Origin of the sequence: Shinella granuli (assembly GCF_004341885.1) — a bacterium.
GTDB classification, from domain to species: domain Bacteria; phylum Pseudomonadota; class Alphaproteobacteria; order Rhizobiales; family Rhizobiaceae; genus Shinella; species Shinella granuli.
The window spans coordinates 133,912-148,442 of the sequence record NZ_SLVX01000009.1; the positions used below are offsets into that span (position 1 = coordinate 133,912).

Genomic DNA, 14,531 nt, shown 5'->3' on the forward strand with positions numbered 1-14,531 from the left:
AAACAGATGCTGAAAGCGCAAGAGGCCATTCCCACTGCCGCCGGCCGTCGACGAGGCACCATCCGCCTGGCCGCGGTCCTCGGCGCCCTGCTGCTTGCCGTTTCGAGCGGTCCGGACAAGGCGGCCGGCGCCGAATATCCGGTGGGAAGCGGCGACGTGCTGCGCATCACCGTCTATGGCGATACCGGGTTGAGCGGCTCCTTTCCGGTCGGCGCGGACGGCACGATCGGCTATCCGCTGCTCGGCAATCTCCCCGTGGGGGGAAAGAGCATCGAGCAGGTCCGCGCGATCATCGACGACGGGCTGAAGGTGCATATCGCCAATCTCTCCGTCGCGGTGGTGGTGGAGAACTACGCACCCGTCTACATCGTCGGCGAGGTGCAGAAGCCCGGCAAATACGAATTTCACCCCGGCATGATCGCGCTTGAACTGTTCGCGCTCGGCGGAGGACAGAAGGAGGCGCTTGCGGAGGGCGAAAGCGGTTCCGCGCGCCTTACCGGCCTCCGGCAGGAATATGCCGATCTGGGCGTGCAGCTTCTCGGCCAGGACGTGAAGCGGGCGCGCCTCGAGGCGGAACTCAACGGGCGGCCTTTCACCTATGTGGCGAATGACGACATCGGAACGCCCGATGCCCGCGTCGTCCAGCAGGTGGTCGAGGCCGAGCGCACGCTGTTCGAAATGCGGCGCACCTCGCTCGATGCCGAATTGAGCAGCCTGGAGCGGCAGCGGGTTGGTTATGTCGAGGAGATCGACACGCTGGAAAAGAGCGGCAAGCTGCGCGACGGCGAGCTTGCGCTGCTCAACGAGGACGTCAAGGTGGCGAGCGCCATGGTGGAGCGCGGCCTCACCTCGAAAACCCAGCTTCGCGAGAAACAGCGGGAAATATCCGCCACCAACCGCGACGTCCTGGAGTTCGGCTCGTTCCTCGCGCGGGCGCGCCAGAACCTGACGCTGATCGACGGTCGATTGGTATCGCTGCGCGGGCAGCGCCGCGGCGAGGCGGCAGCCGAGCTGCGCGAGGTGAACATCGACATCCTGCGCCTGCGCCGGAAGATGGCCTACAACATCCAGTCCATGGCGGAGGCAGGCATCGCCCTGCAGAAGAAGGATGGCAGCCGGCAGGCCGCCTTCCGCTTCTCCGCCATCCGGATGCTCGACGGCAAGTACCAGGAAGTCGAGGTCGGCCAGACCGACCCGGTGCTGGCGGGCGACATCCTTCGCGTGAGCATCATCCTGGACGAGGCGAACATCGCCCGCCGATGAGCCGGGGCGCGAAACCGTTTCACACGTTTGCTGGAAATTATTCCGGAGGCGGAAGCGAACCGTGGCTCACCGCCCCGGAACGCCTGTCAATGGTGAGCGACACGCTCAAGGCCTGTAGCCGACGGCCCTCACCTGGCTGATCCCCGTCATGAGCCGTCCGTAGACGGTGCAGATGCGGTTCATTGCCCTCTTGCCAACGATGGGGCCGACAACCCACCAGTAGCGCGGCCAGCGGTGATGGATTGGCGACGCGCTGATTTCCGTAAAACCGGCGCGCTTCAGCAGATTGCCGAGATTGCTGGGCGACCATGTGAACAGATGGAAGTTCGGGTCGTCCTCGCGGTAGCGCATCTTGAAGGTTTCGCTCGGCGTCACGAGCACGATCCGCCCACCTGCGCGAAGCCTGGTGAACATCAACCGCACCATGGCGAGCGGGTCGTCGACATGTTCGAGTGCATGATGGGAAATGATGATGTCGGCCCAGCCTTCCTCTATCTTCTCTATACTGTCGAAAACCTGGATGCCGTTCTCGCGCGCCGCCGCCGCGGCCGCCTCGTTGATCTCGACGCCGACCCTCTCCCTGACATCGAGGCCGGAGAGTATGTAGCCGCCGCCACATCCAAAATCGATCACGCGATCCGACGGGCCGACAAACTTCTCGAACTTCAGGCGATCGAAATAGGCCGCGTAGCGCTGGTGCGCGAACGTTTTGTCGAAATAGGACGTGTCATAATAGGCGTTCTTTTCGGAAACGGCGGCTGCGTCGGAAACGGTCATGTTCTCCCCCGTGAGGCAAGGCCGGACAGACTGAGCGCCCGTAACCGACACTATAGGAAACCGTTCCGACGGTGTTAACGCGACTGTATGGGGTAGAACCTCCACCGAACGTATAGGAGGCTTACGCCCTGTCGCGAGAGCATCGGCAGGTCGTTCCCGTCAACCGGCGCTAGCGCAGCGCCCTGGCAAGGAGCGAGCGGACGCGCGGCATCATATCGCGACGCCGCAGGAGATAGCCGAGGGGCGGCACGAGCGCCGTGAAGGGCGACAGCCGGAAGGCGACGTTCAGCAGTCGCAAGGCCTCCGCATTTCCCTGCAGGGCATGGGACACGGCCGACCAGTAGGCGCGCTGGGCGATACCGCGCCGGGCGCGCTTGCGCAGCGCCTCGGCCCCGTCCAGCCATCGACCCTCATGGTGGAAGAAGCTCTCCGCCGCCGCCGCCGTGTGCAGGACATGCAGGCTTTGATGCGTCCACAGGTCCGTCGAACGGTTTGCGGCGTGGGTGCGGATTCCGGCCTGCACGCAATCGAGCGCGGCAACGGGACCGTGCATGGCAAGCCGCAGCCAAACTTCGTAGTCGTCGCTGTGCGGAAGGGAGGTCCGGTAGTGGCCGGTGCGCTGCTGGACGCTGGTGCGCACGAGAATGGAGGGGCCTGGTATCTGGAAGACGCCGAGATAGCAGAAACGCTCGATGAAGGCGCGGCCGGACATCAGCTCCACCGTCGGGAAAGCAGGCTGCGCCGCGACCTCGGGCAACGGCGCGTCGTCGCGGATCGCGACAGCATGTCCGTAGCAGAAGGCGATCGCCCGGTCTTTCTCCATGACCGCGGTTGCCCGCCGGAGTGCGCCCGGCACGAGAAAGTCATCCGCAAAGAGGAGAAGAAAATAGTCGGCGCGCGCCCAGTCTATGCCGGCGTTGAAGGAGGCGTGGGGACCAAGATTTTCCGGGCGAAGCAGCAGTTCCACCCGCGGGTCCGCAGCCGCAAGGCGCCGGGCGATCGCCACGCTGTCGTCCGTCGAGGCGTTGTCGACGATGAGGACGCGCACGGCGGCGGCTTCCTGGGACAGCGCGCTCGTCACGCAGGCTTCGAGATACCGGCCGTAATTGTAGTTGGGAATGACGACATCGACGCTCGCCATGACCTAGGCCCCTGCGGCGAGGAGCCGCCGCAGCCGTTCGATGCGGCTGCGGCCAAGGCGCAGCCCGATCTGTATTTCGGCAAGGAAGGGATGGCGCGTGAGGTGCAGCCCGGCGAGCCAGCCGATCGCGGCAAGGACGGTGGCCGCAGCGAAGGACAGGAGGTCCGACTGCGGCTGCTCGTTGGAGATGACAAGCGCCAAGGGGCCTGCAAGGGCAAAGGCGGTGACGATGGCGCTCGGCGCAAACGCCGCAACGAGGGCGCGCAGGGAAAAGGGGATATGGCGGCGTACGAAGAAGAAGCCCACCGCCGTCTGGACCGGAAGCGCGATGAACTGGCTGAGCGCCATGGCGATCACCCCGTAGAGGCTGGCGGTGCAAAGGACGGACGCCGCAAAGACGCGGGAAACCAGGCTGGCGAGGAAGGCGTCGCGGTTCTGGCCAAGTGCCAGGAGAAGCGGTCCCGTGACGATCGCCGGCGCCCAGAAGACCGCGGAAAGACCGAGGATCCGCACGACGGGAATGGCCTCTTCCCACTGGTGGCCGAGCACGATCCGCACGATCTGCGGAGCGAGAAGGCAAACCATGATGGCGGCCGGCCAGTAGAGCACCGAAAGATAGGCCAGCACGCGAAGATAGGTTTTCTCAATGTCGTATCCCTCGCGGATGCTGTTTGCCAGCGCCGGGAAGGCCATGCTGTAGAAGGCGGACATGATGATGCGGTCCGGCACGCCGCAAAGGGCGTTCGAGCGGTTGTAGAGTGCGACGGCGGTCATGGAGGTGAGCCGGCCGAGGATCAGTTGCGGCACGGCCTCCTGGATACGCTCCACCACCAGCGCCGCCCCCTTGAAGGCGCCGAAGGCAAGGACCTCCCGCCAGCGCGAGAGGCCCGGGCGAAAGAATTCCCGCGTCGGCACGGGAGAAAGCATGACGGAGAGGCCCGCGAGCATCATCGCGCCCGCCAGCAAGCCCCAGGCAAAGCTGATCGGACCGAAGCCGAGGACGGCAAGAAGGATGGTCGTCAGCCCGTTGACGAGCGACACCGCAGTGCGGATCGCCGCAAGCGCGCCAAAGCTCATGTTCCTGCGCAGGATGGCGATGACGGGCTGGGCGACGGCCTCCGTGAACCCCGCGACGGCGGCGAGCAGCAGGAAGAAGGAAAGGTCGGGCGTGCCATAGAAGCCGGCGATGAGGCCGGAGGCGAGACCGAGACCGAGGGCGACGGCGGCGCTGCACAGCACCTGCAGCGTCAGGGACGTGCCCACGGCCTCCCGGTCAACGGCATGGCGCTGGATGAGGAACTCCGCCGTGACGAATTCACGCGTCGAGAAGGCGACCACCGCGATGGCCAGCCCCGTGACGGCCTCGCCGATCTCGCCGGGGGTGAGCAGTCGCGCCACGGTCGCAAGGACCGCGAAATTGATGAGCAGGGCGAGATATTGCTCCAGCGATGCCATGATATAGGCGCGGCGAACCATGCGGGTCACACTTTCCGGCGCCGGCGGGCCGGCGGCGCTGCATTTTCGGAACTGCATCTCATGTCGGTTCACTCCACAGTGACGGGGTAACGTAAGCCCGCCGCCGGTGCACACCACCTGTCCGTTTAGCCTGGGCCCTCCCCTTCAAGGCGTACGGTGTCAGGCGCACCGCTCCTTCAATATGCCCGACAGCAGAAGCTCTCCCTGCCGGGCGAGTTCGCGACGGATCGCGGCGTTGTGCTGCTCGATCTCCTTGCGGGCGCCATCGAGGTCCGCGAGCGCCGTGCGCACCTGCCCGATCAGGACCTCGACATCGAAATCCTCGATATGCTGGCAGAAGGCAGCGCGGCCGAACGTCGCCATCAGTTCGTCGTTCTTCTGCGCATATCCGAGCGAAAAGGCCGGCCGGCCGGTCTTCAGGGCGCAGAGCAGGTTGTGGTAGCGCGAGACGATGGCGATATCGACCTTCTTGAGCTCTTCCATCACCTGATCCAGCGAGGTCGTGCGCGCCACCGACACGAAGGCGTGGCTCGCGCCCGCAGGGCGTGGTGCAAGCCCCTGGAAGATATCGTCCAGGGCCGTTTCGTCCGCCTTGTCCCCCATGAAGAGATGAACCCTCCGGCCATCCTCGAGAAGCCGGCCGATGACCGCCGAAAGCTTGTTTATATAGGTGCGGTAGATCGCGTCCCCATCGGCCTGCCCGCGTTTCCAGCCGCGATAGTGCATGACCCCGACGCCGATGGCGGCATGCGCCGGCCGGCGGTCCACGACGGGATCTTGGGTCGGGGCACGCAATCCGAAGGCAAGATCGGGAAAGCGAAGATCGCGGGACACATCGACGCCGAGATCCCTCACGTAACGGAGCGAGAAATCGTCGCGGTAGGACCGATATTCGGCCATCTGCACCGCCGCCTTCAGGAAGCGGCGGCTGAGCGTATTGTGGATCGGTCCCGCGCCGATGCTGACAAAGGCGATGCGGATGCCGCGCAAACGGGCGGCGAGGCACCACCAGAAGAGGATGAAGGGCCAGCCGAACGGCGTCTCCTGGAAATCGTCGAGGATGCCCGTGCCGGGAATGACAAGGACCTCCGTCCCGGCAAGCGCCTGGAAAATGGCGATCATGCTGCCGATCCGGGAGGGCACGCGCCAGAAGCCGGCGCCGGGCGATCGTACAGACCGGCCCGTTGACGGCTTCTTCCCGCGGATGCTGACGACATCGAGCGCGAAGTCGTCGCGGACCTTTGCCGGATTGGAGCAGATGCACAGCAGCCTCGCCTCGGGCCGCGCCTGGCGCAGGAAGCGCACCATGGCTTCCAGCGAGCCGTCATTGCCGGAGTTTCCGGAGCCGAACTGTCCCAGCAGGCCGATCTTCATCCGTAGGTCCCATCCGGAGCGTGATAGCGGCGGGATTATTGCGCCCGGGCGGAGAGCGGAAAACGCCCCCCTTCGACCCGCAGCCTCATCCGGAAGGGGTAGATCGGCGGAGGGCTGTCGCGAAGGAGGGCCGTGACGGTACGAACGGGCGGATTCCAATGCCTCCCCCGTGCAGCGACAAAGGATGCAGGGGGTTGACCATGAAGCTTGCCTATTTCGTCCTCCCGCATCTCGGCGGCACCTACACCGTGTTCACGCAGCTTCGCAGGGGGCTTGCGCCCTACGATATAGAACTCCGCTGGCTCGGGCTCCGCCACGGGACCGGCGGCGTCGACCCCACGCTTTCGGACGCGGCGGCCCTGGGCGCCGGGATCGATGCGGCCGCCCTTCCCGACGACCGGGAAACGGCCCGCCGCCTCGCCGACGCCATCGTGGCGGAAGGCTTCGATGGTGTCGTCGTCAATGTTCTCAGCGACCGCGTCCAGACCAACATCGTGCGTTACCTGCCGCCCGAGATCCTGCGCTTCATGGTCGTGCACAACATCACGCCCGGCACCTATGCCGCGGCCTGCGCCATCGCGCCGCATGTGCACGCGACCATCTGCGTGTGCCGCCGCGCCCGGGATGATCTCGTCGACCGTCACGGCTTTCCCGCCGGCCGCACCCATGTCATTCCGAACGCCGTTTCGCTGAAGGATTTTCCTTTGCAGGATCGCACGTTACGGTTTGAGGGCCTTCGCCTGCTGTTTCTCGGCCGGATCGAGGATGCGTCGAAGGGCGTCCTGTGGCTGCCGGAGATTTTCGCGCGGTCGCCCGGCACGGCGCGGCTGACGATCGTCGGCGATGGTCCGGACCTGCCCCGCCTCCGGGCGGCCCTGCCCGCCTCGGCGCGGGTCGATTTCCTGGGCGCCGTCGGCATCCAGGCGGTGCCAGCGCTGATGGCACGCCATGATGTCCTCCTCATGCCGTCACGCTACGAGGGGTTGCCCATGGCCCTGGTGGAGGCCATGGCCGCGGGCTGCGTGCCGATCGCTTCCGCCCTTCGCGGCGTCACGGACATGGTCGTCGACGACGGGCATGACGGCCTTCTGTTTCCTGTCGGCGACAGGAGGAAGGCCGCCGACCTCGTCCATGCGCTCGATGGCGATCGCCCGCGCCTCGCGCACCTGTCCGCCGGCGCCCGGCGCAAGGTGGCGCGGAATTTTACCGTGGAGCGCATGGCGATGCGCTATGCCGAGGCGCTGCGCAAGACCGCCTTGAATCCCCCGCCGATCGCCCCGTCGCTGCCCATCGAGAACTGGTCGCTGCCCTCGGGTCTGCGCCCCGGCTTGCGGACCTACCTCCCCGGCCCGGTGAAGAACTGGCTGCGCCTGGTTCGCGAGCGGCTGTGACCTGTCGCTTGCGGCCGATGTCGATCCCTTCGAAAGGAACCGCCATGCATGTCCTCCGCCTCGCCCTCTGCGTCTGCCTGCTGGCCAGCCTGTCGCTTCCGGGAGATGCGACCGGTGCGGAGAATGCGCGGTTTCCCCTGCGCATCGCACCTGGCGGCCTCCATCTTGAGGACCAGGCGGGACAACCGTTTCTCATCACGGGAGATTCGGCTTGGTCGATGATCGCGGACCTCTCGGCATCGGAGGCGCAGTCCTACGTCGCCGACCGCAAGGCGCGGGGGTTCAACACCCTCCTGGTCTCGCTGATCGAGCACGAATTCGCCCGGAACGCACCCGCCAATATCGACGGCGTCGCACCCTTTCTCGAACCGGGCAATTTCACGAAGCCGAACGATCCCTATTTTGCGGCGGCCGAGCGCATGCTTGATATCGCGCTCAAGGCGGACATGCTGGTGCTTCTGGCGCCGGCCTATCTCGGCGCTAATGGCGGCCCGCAGGGCTGGTATGGCGAAGTGGCCGCGGCCGGCCCCGAGGCGCTGCAGGCCTATGGCCGCTATGTCGGCAAGCGGTTCGCCCGCTATCCGAACGTCATCTGGGTCCAGGGCGGCGACTATGATCCACCCGAAAAGCGCCTTGTGGAGGCCCTGGCCGCGGGGATCGAGGCGGGAAATCCCGGCGTCCTGCAGACGGTGCACGGGGATCGCGATTCCGCAACCCACCTCTACTGGAAGGACGCAGGCTGGCTGAAGCTCGATACCGTCTACACCTATGGCGACGTGGCCGCGGCGGCTCTGGCGCGCCACCGCTCCGGTCCGCGCCGGCCTTTCTTCCTCATCGAATCGCGCTACGAAAACGAGCACGGCGTCGGCGCATCGGAAATCCGCAAGATCGCCTATGGCGCGTTGCTGTCGGGGGCGAGCGGCCAGGTCTACGGCAACAATCCCGTGTGGCATTTCGGCGGCCCCGGCCTTTACGACGCCCCAGTGGGCTGGGAGCAGGCGCTCGCAAGCGAAGGCGCGCAAAGCATCGGCCATCTCGCACGGTTTTTCGAACGTCTCGACTGGTGGAGGCTGCGGCCTGCCGACCCGACATTCGCCGTCAGGGCCACGGGACTGCCCACGGCGACCGCGATCTCGGCCCTTGCGGATGATGGAACCTTCGCCGTCGTCTATCTCTATGATGCGCTTTCCGTGGAGATCGATGCGCACGGGCTTGCGGCTGCGGACCTGGCCTTCGAATGGTACGATCCGTCCACCGGCGCGCTCAGCCGATCCGGCCCGCTGGACAGAAATGCCGGCATACACCGGCTGCAGGCCCCGTCCACGCAGAACGCTTCGGGCTCCAGCGACTGGCTTCTTCTCGTGCGGGGCGGCGCTTCGCGCCGCTAATGTCCACCGGCCTCACTGGCCGGCGATGCCCATTTCGATTTCGCTGTCGCTCCAGCCTTCGCGCCGATAGCGGAGAAAGAGATCCGCAAGCGTGGCGGCGCTCTTGTCGGTCTTGTCGAGAGCCGCGTCGACCGTGCGCCGCGTGGGTGTGGATGCGATCTTTCGTTCCTTCACTTTTTCCATGAGAAAGCCCCTTCCGGAAAGGATGGTTGCGCCATGGCCGGCCGAACAGCCGCGCCAGGGCGGGAGAGACCCGGAGGACGAGGACACAGGGCGCCTCGGGGTCTCCCCCAACCGTGGCCGGCAAGGATGGGGGTCGGGGGCTGCCGGCACGGTTCTGCCCGGCCGATGCTTCCGGCGGAGGGCCAGGTCACGGACCATGCTGCATCGTAAAACTCTCTTCCGCCGAGGCAACGTGGCTGAAAGGTCTAGGCCCTAGCCAAATGGTTTACGCCGGAGGGCTTCCCGGTATCGCCGAAGGCGAATCCGGCGTTTGCTACAGCCGATACCGTTGCCAAATAGGGTCATCTGCGTGGTGGTGATGGCCGCCGTCGATTTCGCATGGATGGCGGCGGGCCTTCGTCCACACGCGCGATGAACTTACGCCTGGCGCCTTTCATGCGGGATAGACGCGCTTCGAAACGAACCGGTGATAGAGCCAGGCAAGAAGAACAAGGGCTCCGGTTCCCGCGGCGATCGGCAGAAGCAGGAAAGACCAGCCTGCGCCGGCAAGGATGACAACCAAGGGATTGCCCCCGGCCGGCGGATGAAGCGTATCGGTGAACTGCATGAGCGCAATGGCAAGACCGACGCCGAGCCCCATGGCGACGACACCGTTGCCGAGGAACGTCAGGACAAGCAGGCCGACAAGCGCGGAGATCAGGTGGCCACCGATGACGTTCCGCGGCCGTGCAAGCGGGCTTTGCGGCAAGGCGAAGAGAAGAACGCAGCTTGCTCCAAATGGTGCGATCAAGAGAACCTGGCCCAGATTCTCCGTCAGCACGGCAAGCAACCAGATTGCGAACGCGCCACCGAGGCCTGACGCGAGGGCGGGAATCGCACTCCTCCTGATATGGAGGAGAAGCGCCTGCGTCCCGGAAACGGGCCTGACGGCTTCCATACCTGGCGACATGTGCTCGCCTCCTCAGGAAAATCGGCCCGCGCATGTCCGTCTTGCGCGGGCCGGGCCGATCAATTGGCCTTCTTGAACTTGACCGCCTCTTCGGAGCCACCGGTCGCATTGCCCTTCGAATAGGAATGCGCGCCGACACCGGCCAGGGCTCCGCCCTGCGCGATCAGATATTCGTTGCGGATCGGCCGACCCTCGAAGAAGCATTCGAGGATTTCGCGCGTGCCGGCCGCGTAACGGGCCTGCGCCGAGAGCGAGGTGCCCGAGATATGCGGCGTCATGGCGTTGTTCGGGGCCGTTCGCCAGGGATGATCCTTGGGCGCCGGCTGCGGGAACCAGACATCGCCGCCGTACCCGGCCAGGTGGCCGCTCACCAGCGCGCGCGCAACGGCGTCCCGGTCGCAGAGCTTGCCGCGTGCGGTATTGACGAGATAGGCGCCGCGCTTGAAGAGCTTCAGCGTCTCCGCGTTGATCATGTTCTCCGTCTCGGGATGCAGCGGGCAATTCAGCGTCACGATATCGCAGGCCGGATACATGTCTTCCCGCGTCTCGTGCCAGATCAGGCCCAGTTCCAGCTCGACCTCGCGCGGCAGGCGGTGGCGGTCGGTATAGTGGAGATGCATGCCGAACGGTTTCAGCCGGCGCAGAACCGCAAGACCGATACGGCCGGCGGCCACCGTGCCGACATGCATGCCTTCGATGTCGTAGGAGCGGGCGCCGCAATCGGCGATGTTCCAGCCGCCGTTCACCGCCCAGGCATGCGACGGCGTATAGTTGCGCACGAGGTTGAGGGCGGTCATCACCACATGCTCGGCCACGCTGATGGAGTTGCAGAACGTGACCTCCGCGACGGTGATGCCGCGGTCGATGGCGGCCTGCAGGTCGACGTGGTCCGAACCGATGCCGGCCGTGAGCGCCAGCTTCAGCTTCGGCGCCTTGGCGATGCGTTCGGCCGTCAGATAGGCGGGCCAGAAGGGTTGGGAGATCACGACGTCCGCGTCGGCCAGTTCCTCCTCGAACCGGGATTCCGGCCCGTCCTTGTCGGAGGTCACGACAAAGGTATGACCGTTCGATTCCAGATAGTTGCGCAGGCCAAGCTCGCCGGACACGCAACCCAGCAGGCTTCCCGGAACGAAGTCGATCGCCTTCGGCGTCGGCAGGGTCTGCCCGTCGGCATAGCGTTCGATGACCGGCAGGGATTCACGCGCATAGCCGGTCGGATAACCGTCGATCGGATCGTCGTAAAGGACGCACACTACTTTGGCCATGACATTTCCTTTCTGAACTTGAGACAACCAGAGACCTCCCGCACGCGTGCCGCGTACGGGTCAAAGGCCTGCTCGGTACGATCAGGCACGCCGGCCGGTGACCGGCGAGATGCGGGGTTCCTCCTGGAGGCCTCGGGTTAAGAGGTATCTCTTTGACACGGGCATCTTGCATGGCAGCCGATGCGACATCCAATGGATGTTTTTTACGAATCCATAGGCGATGCCGATGAAGTTGCAGCGCAGCAATAAGCAACTTCAATGCCGGTCAGGAAATTTGCCCGCAACTGGCGATCGGGGGACCGCAACGCCCCGCGGACACAATGGGCGCCTCCACGGAACACCGCGAGTCGGCCACGCGCAGCATCATGGATCTTGAACTCCCTGTGGTGCGCCGTCATCGGCCCTCCCCGACGACACCCAGCTTTCGGCCCTTCCGGCCGTGTTCTTGCATCGCGGCGTCCCGCAAGGGTCCAGTGCCTCCGCCGAAGGCACGATCGAAATGCCCTTCGATATCGGCGCGCTCCACACAGTCCTGGAGCGCCAGGACCATCGGCGATTGCGGCAGACGGTCGGCGAGCACGAGGCCGATCGCCTGATGGTGAACCGGATCGACCATGTCGAGAAGGACCAGGTCGTCCGCACGGCCGAAGACGAAGCCAAAGGTGTGGGGCACGATCGCGCACCACAATCCGCGGCGCAGATGCGAAGCAACGCCGAGGAAGGAGTTGCTGACCACCTTCGGCCGAAGCTCCACTCCGGCGCCTGCGGCAATCCCGTTGAGGATACGCCTGTTCTGCATATCGTCGGACAACAGGCACAGCGGCTGCGTCACCGCCTCCGCCCAGCGCACGGTCTGCGCCTTCGCCAGGGGATGGTCGGACCGGCATGCGAAAACGTAGCGCTCCCGGTAGAGCGGAAAGCGCCGGACATTGTCGAGCGGTTCGTTGTCGAGATAGGTCAGGCCGCCATCGATCTCGAAGGTCTCCAGCGATTTCTCGATCGCCCGTGACGACATCGAGCGGATCTCGATCTGGACCAGCGGATTGCGATCTTCGAACTGCTCGGTGACGAAGGAGACCGATGGCATGGCCGCAGGGATAACGCCGAGCCGCAACGTGCCGGTCAGCCCGCCCTTCTTCTTGCCCCTGAGGTCATCGTGCAGGCTTTCGTAGTCGGCAAGGATCTGCCTCCCCCAGCGCAGGACCTTTTCGCCTTCGGCGGTCAGCGAAAGGAAGCGGTGACCCCGGACGATCAGGGAAAGGTTCAAATCCTCCTCGAGCTTTCGAATGGCCTGCGACAGCGTCGGCTGCGTGACGCTGCACAGCTCCGCCGCCCGCCCGAAATGCTGCTCTTCGGCGAGCGTCACGAAAAACTTCAGATGCCTGATCAGCATTAGCGCGTCCCGTATCGTTTCTCGCGTCATCGATCGGAGAGCCGAACGGACTTCCGCCCGGTCGCGGCCGCCAGCCTCAAGCGGCTGGGCTCGGCGCCGCACGCCACCGCATCGATATCGCTCTTTTCAAATCGTTATATTTCATGAAATATAACGATTAGTGGATTTGCCATCGAAGCGAAAGCGCCTTTGGGCGGCATCCGGCGCGGCAACAACGAATTGAAGGGTCATCCGATCATCATGCAGGAAGAAATCCGGATCGCGGTCGCGCTCATCATCCGAGAAAACGGCGACACGCTTCTCGTGCGCAAGCGCGGCGGGCCGCAATTCATGCAGGCCGGCGGCAGGATCGCGGGCACCGAAACGCCGAAGGCGACGCTTGCCCGGAGATTGCGCGAGGAACTGAGCCTCGACATTCCGCCGGCGCGCATGGCGCCCTTCGGCTGTTTCGAAGCGGAGGCGGCCGACGAAACGGACCACCTCCTCGTCGCCTATGTATTCAGGGTCCAGCTCGAAGACGAGATCATCGCGCCGACCTGCGAGATCGACGAGGCGAGGTGGATGCCGATCCATGACGCGCCGACACTGCCGCTCGCCCCGCTCACACGCAACCACATCCTCACCCTGTACTGGCAGATGCAGTTCGGAACGGATCTGCCCCATCAGCAAGGCCGAGAAGCCGCGGCCTGAACGCCCCCTGCCAAGATCGGAACATCCATGCCGAGCCTGCCCCGCCTGACATCTCCGCAACCGGGCCCTTCGGGCGTTTTCCTGCCCCTGCAAGCGCCTGCGGCCAAAGCCGGCTCGCAGCGCCTGCGGACATGGGACATCCCCACGACGTTCCACTGCTCGATCATCGGCACATGCCTGACCGCCGGCGAACTCCGCCAGATTCTCGTCAAGGCCGGACAGGAGGACGCACGCACCGCGACAGACCATGCCCTGCACGGGCGCGGCGTGCGTCTTGCCGGCCAGCGCGACCACGCGGCAAAGCTGCTCAACAAGGCGCTCGACAAGCGCCACGAAAGCGCCATCAAGCGCATTCCCCGCCAGGCGGACGAGGCGGCGTTGCGCAGCATCTGGCGGGAATCCTTCGACCGTGGCGACATCGCCGGCCCCTACTGGGCGCTGATGAGCCATCCGGGCAGCCCGCAGGCGCTGATCCGCGATATCTTCGGCGAGGTGCATATGCTTTCGCACCTTGTCGGCAGCGCGAGCCGCCTCGACATCGCCCGCCTGACACGGCTGGAAAAGGACCTCGCGCTTGCGCATGAGAAGAGCGAACGCCAGGAGCAGCGGCTGAGGACGGCCGCCGACGAGCGTGTCGCCTTGCAGCAGCGCATCCGGCAGCTAGAGGAAAAGCTGGTACAGGCCCAAGCATCCGCCGCCGCTTCTCGCCAGGCATCCCCCGCAACCGGCGCGACGGACCGCGTCGAAACCGGGTCGAACCGCGCCAATACCTTCGCCGAACAGCTCGTCGCGGCCGAGGAGACCATTGGCGGCCTGCAGCGCGCCCTCGACCATTCGCAGGATCTCAGCAATGCCCTGCTTCGGGAAAACGAGGCCCTTGAGGCGATGCTTGCCGAAAGGACGAGGAGCGGGGAGAGGCAGGATGCCGTCGCGATGCCCGGACCTGTTCTCTATGTCGGCGGCCGGCGCAATCTGTTCGATCATCTGCGCGCCTGCGCGGAAAACCGAAGGGTCGATCTGCTTCTTCACGACGGCGGTATGGAAGACAGCACGACGCTCCTGCCCGCCCTCGTCGGTCAGGCGGCGACGGTTCTCTTTCCGGTCGACCACATCAGCCACACGGCTGTGGGCCTCGTGAAGCGCCTGTGCCGGGAACAGGGCAAGTCGTATCTGCCGCTTCGCTCGGCCGGCCTTGCCAGCTTCCTCGCCGCGATCACCGGCGCCTACGGCAGACTGTAAAC

At 65.3% G+C, this 14,531-nt stretch carries 13 protein-coding genes; 5 read left to right on the forward strand and 8 right to left on the reverse strand.

Features of this window, described 5'->3' with window-relative positions:
- The first annotated feature begins 6 nt into the window (after window positions 1-6).
- The gene (locus EV665_RS16325) at window positions 7-1,263 is read left to right on the forward strand and encodes a polysaccharide biosynthesis/export family protein (RefSeq protein ID WP_133034897.1); all 1,257 of its coding nucleotides are present in this window, start codon (window positions 7-9) and stop codon (window positions 1,261-1,263) included.
- 105 nt (window positions 1,264-1,368) lie between these two features.
- Here the strand turns inward: EV665_RS16325 and EV665_RS16330 are convergent, their stop codons facing one another.
- The 4 genes from EV665_RS16330 to EV665_RS16345 form a co-directional block, all read right to left on the reverse strand.
- Complete coding sequence (locus tag EV665_RS16330) at window positions 1,369-2,040, reverse strand: class I SAM-dependent methyltransferase (protein WP_133034898.1); 672 nt, start codon at window positions 2,038-2,040, stop codon at window positions 1,369-1,371.
- A gap of 169 nt (window positions 2,041-2,209) precedes the next feature.
- Window positions 2,210-3,181, reverse strand: coding sequence for a glycosyltransferase family 2 protein (locus tag EV665_RS16335; protein ID WP_133034899.1), 972 nt, complete (start codon window positions 3,179-3,181; stop codon window positions 2,210-2,212).
- Window positions 3,182-3,184: 3 nt separating this feature from the next.
- The gene (locus tag EV665_RS16340) at window positions 3,185-4,657 is read right to left on the reverse strand and encodes an oligosaccharide flippase family protein (protein ID WP_245507740.1); all 1,473 of its coding nucleotides are present in this window, start codon (window positions 4,655-4,657) and stop codon (window positions 3,185-3,187) included.
- Window positions 4,658-4,816: 159 nt separating this feature from the next.
- Entirely contained in the window at window positions 4,817-6,031 is a 1,215-nt protein-coding gene (locus tag EV665_RS16345; protein ID WP_133034901.1) for a polysaccharide pyruvyl transferase family protein, read from the reverse strand.
- A 200-nt stretch (window positions 6,032-6,231) separates the two neighbouring features.
- Here EV665_RS16345 and EV665_RS16350 point away from each other — a divergent pair, with 200 nt between their 5' ends.
- On the forward strand, window positions 6,232-7,422 hold the full coding sequence (locus EV665_RS16350; protein WP_133034902.1) for a glycosyltransferase family 4 protein: 1,191 nt from the start codon (window positions 6,232-6,234) through the stop codon (window positions 7,420-7,422).
- A gap of 44 nt (window positions 7,423-7,466) precedes the next feature.
- A complete protein-coding gene (locus EV665_RS16355) occupies window positions 7,467-8,810 on the forward strand; it encodes a glycoside hydrolase family 140 protein (protein ID WP_162853083.1) in 1,344 nt (447 codons plus the stop codon).
- A 12-nt stretch (window positions 8,811-8,822) separates the two neighbouring features.
- Here the strand turns inward: EV665_RS16355 and EV665_RS32350 are convergent, their stop codons facing one another.
- The 4 genes from EV665_RS32350 to EV665_RS16370 all read right to left on the reverse strand — a co-directional run bounded on the left by EV665_RS32350 (window position 8,823) and on the right by EV665_RS16370 (window position 12,600).
- Complete coding sequence (locus tag EV665_RS32350) at window positions 8,823-8,993, reverse strand: hypothetical protein (protein WP_162853084.1); 171 nt, start codon at window positions 8,991-8,993, stop codon at window positions 8,823-8,825.
- Window positions 8,994-9,426: 433 nt separating this feature from the next.
- The gene (locus EV665_RS16360) at window positions 9,427-9,942 is read right to left on the reverse strand and encodes an HPP family protein (protein ID WP_342636216.1); all 516 of its coding nucleotides are present in this window, start codon (window positions 9,940-9,942) and stop codon (window positions 9,427-9,429) included.
- A 59-nt stretch (window positions 9,943-10,001) separates the two neighbouring features.
- Entirely contained in the window at window positions 10,002-11,207 is a 1,206-nt protein-coding gene (locus EV665_RS16365) for an NAD-dependent formate dehydrogenase (protein WP_133034904.1), read from the reverse strand.
- Between the two features lie 394 nt (window positions 11,208-11,601).
- Window positions 11,602-12,600, reverse strand: coding sequence for a LysR family transcriptional regulator (locus EV665_RS16370; RefSeq protein WP_133034905.1), 999 nt, complete (start codon window positions 12,598-12,600; stop codon window positions 11,602-11,604).
- Between the two features lie 240 nt (window positions 12,601-12,840).
- Between EV665_RS16370 and EV665_RS16375 the strand changes: the two genes are divergently transcribed.
- Window positions 12,841-13,290 (forward strand): NUDIX hydrolase, encoded by a 450-nt coding sequence (locus tag EV665_RS16375; RefSeq protein WP_064334026.1) that lies wholly within the window; start codon window positions 12,841-12,843, stop codon window positions 13,288-13,290.
- Window positions 13,291-13,317: 27 nt separating this feature from the next.
- On the forward strand, window positions 13,318-14,529 hold the full coding sequence (locus EV665_RS16380; RefSeq protein ID WP_133034906.1) for a DUF2325 domain-containing protein: 1,212 nt from the start codon (window positions 13,318-13,320) through the stop codon (window positions 14,527-14,529).
- Window positions 14,530-14,531: the final 2 nt, after the last annotated feature.

Excerpts from the sequence above, each read along its gene's own strand:
- EV665_RS16325 (WP_133034897.1), top strand. The coding sequence starts at position 7 with ATGCTGAAAGCGCAAGAGGCCATTCCCACTGCCGCCGGCCGTCGACGA.
- EV665_RS16330 (WP_133034898.1), bottom strand. The coding sequence starts at position 2,040 with ATGACCGTTTCCGACGCAGCCGCCGTTTCCGAAAAGAACGCCTATTAT.
- EV665_RS16335 (WP_133034899.1), bottom strand. The coding sequence starts at position 3,181 with ATGGCGAGCGTCGATGTCGTCATTCCCAACTACAATTACGGCCGGTAT.
- EV665_RS16340 (WP_245507740.1), bottom strand. The coding sequence starts at position 4,657 with ATGGTTCGCCGCGCCTATATCATGGCATCGCTGGAGCAATATCTCGCC.
- EV665_RS16345 (WP_133034901.1), bottom strand. The coding sequence starts at position 6,031 with ATGAAGATCGGCCTGCTGGGACAGTTCGGCTCCGGAAACTCCGGCAAT.
- EV665_RS16350 (WP_133034902.1), top strand. The coding sequence starts at position 6,232 with ATGAAGCTTGCCTATTTCGTCCTCCCGCATCTCGGCGGCACCTACACC.
- EV665_RS16355 (WP_162853083.1), top strand. The coding sequence starts at position 7,467 with ATGCATGTCCTCCGCCTCGCCCTCTGCGTCTGCCTGCTGGCCAGCCTG.
- EV665_RS32350 (WP_162853084.1), bottom strand. The coding sequence starts at position 8,993 with ATGGAAAAAGTGAAGGAACGAAAGATCGCATCCACACCCACGCGGCGC.
- EV665_RS16360 (WP_342636216.1), bottom strand. The coding sequence starts at position 9,942 with ATGTCGCCAGGTATGGAAGCCGTCAGGCCCGTTTCCGGGACGCAGGCG.
- EV665_RS16365 (WP_133034904.1), bottom strand. The coding sequence starts at position 11,207 with ATGGCCAAAGTAGTGTGCGTCCTTTACGACGATCCGATCGACGGTTAT.
- EV665_RS16370 (WP_133034905.1), bottom strand. The coding sequence starts at position 12,600 with ATGCTGATCAGGCATCTGAAGTTTTTCGTGACGCTCGCCGAAGAGCAG.
- EV665_RS16375 (WP_064334026.1), top strand. The coding sequence starts at position 12,841 with ATGCAGGAAGAAATCCGGATCGCGGTCGCGCTCATCATCCGAGAAAAC.
- EV665_RS16380 (WP_133034906.1), top strand. The coding sequence starts at position 13,318 with ATGCCGAGCCTGCCCCGCCTGACATCTCCGCAACCGGGCCCTTCGGGC.